The 772-nt window shown below is 73.4% G+C and carries 1 protein-coding gene and 1 pseudogene; both read left to right on the top strand.

The window, feature by feature from the left end; translation table 11 throughout:
* The coding region (locus tag FV222_RS28040; protein WP_147816404.1) for an SPOR domain-containing protein at nt 1–315 on the top strand (315 nt) is incomplete at its 5' end.
* 209 nt (nt 316–524) lie between these two features.
* Nucleotides 525–772: pseudogene (locus tag FV222_RS28035) on the top strand (beta-hexosaminidase); the annotation flags it as partial.

Here is a 772-nt window from a genome sequence, read left to right as displayed (position 1 = left end):
GCCGCCGTCGCACCGGAGGCCTCCGCCCCCGTCGAGGCTCCGGCGACGACCGCGACCGTCAGCACCGCCGCCGTCGGCGGGTTCTCGGTCCAGCTCGGCGTGCGCACCAGCGCCAAGGATGCGCAGGCCGCGTTTCGCGAGATGCAGGGCAAGTACGGCCAGCTCGCCGGCAAGCCGGAGCTGATCCGCCAGGCCGAGGTCAACGGCAAGACGATCTTCCGCGTCCGCGTCGGGCCGCTCGCCAAGGCCGAGGCCACCAGCCTCTGCACCGAGCTCCAGGGCGCCGGCGGCCAATGCTTCGTCGCCAAGAACTGATGCGATCTGAACCGCAACTTGGGCCGCCGACCCGTCGGCGGTCCGCCTGAGTCGCCGCCGCAACACTTCTCCGCCGTCCGGCCCCGCCGCCGGCCGAGGCCACGGTTCGGGCTTGCGGCGCGGGGCGGTCCCGTCGGACGCTTCCCGGCGGATTCGCCCGCTCACGGGTCCTGACAACTTCACCCCCCCTTCCGGGAAGACCGTCGCCGATGACCTCCCGTGCCCTCATCCTCGGCTGCGCCGGCAAGACCCTGTCGGCGGAGGCGACCGCGTTCTTCCGGGACGTGCGCCCCTGGGGCTTCATCCTGTTCAAGCGCAACATCGGCACGCCGGACGAGGTCCGCGCGCTGACCGCGTCGCTGCGGGCGACGATCGGCCGGGACGACGCGCCGATCCTGATCGACCAGGAGGGCGGCCGGGTGCAGCGCATGGGGCCGCCGCACTGGCCGGCCTATCC

The organism is Methylobacterium sp. WL103 (assembly GCF_008039885.1).
GTDB classification, from domain to species: domain Bacteria; phylum Pseudomonadota; class Alphaproteobacteria; order Rhizobiales; family Beijerinckiaceae; genus Methylobacterium; species Methylobacterium cerastii.
The sequence above is the reverse complement of the archived record's forward strand: the minus strand, read 5'-3'. Positions and strand labels throughout refer to the sequence as shown.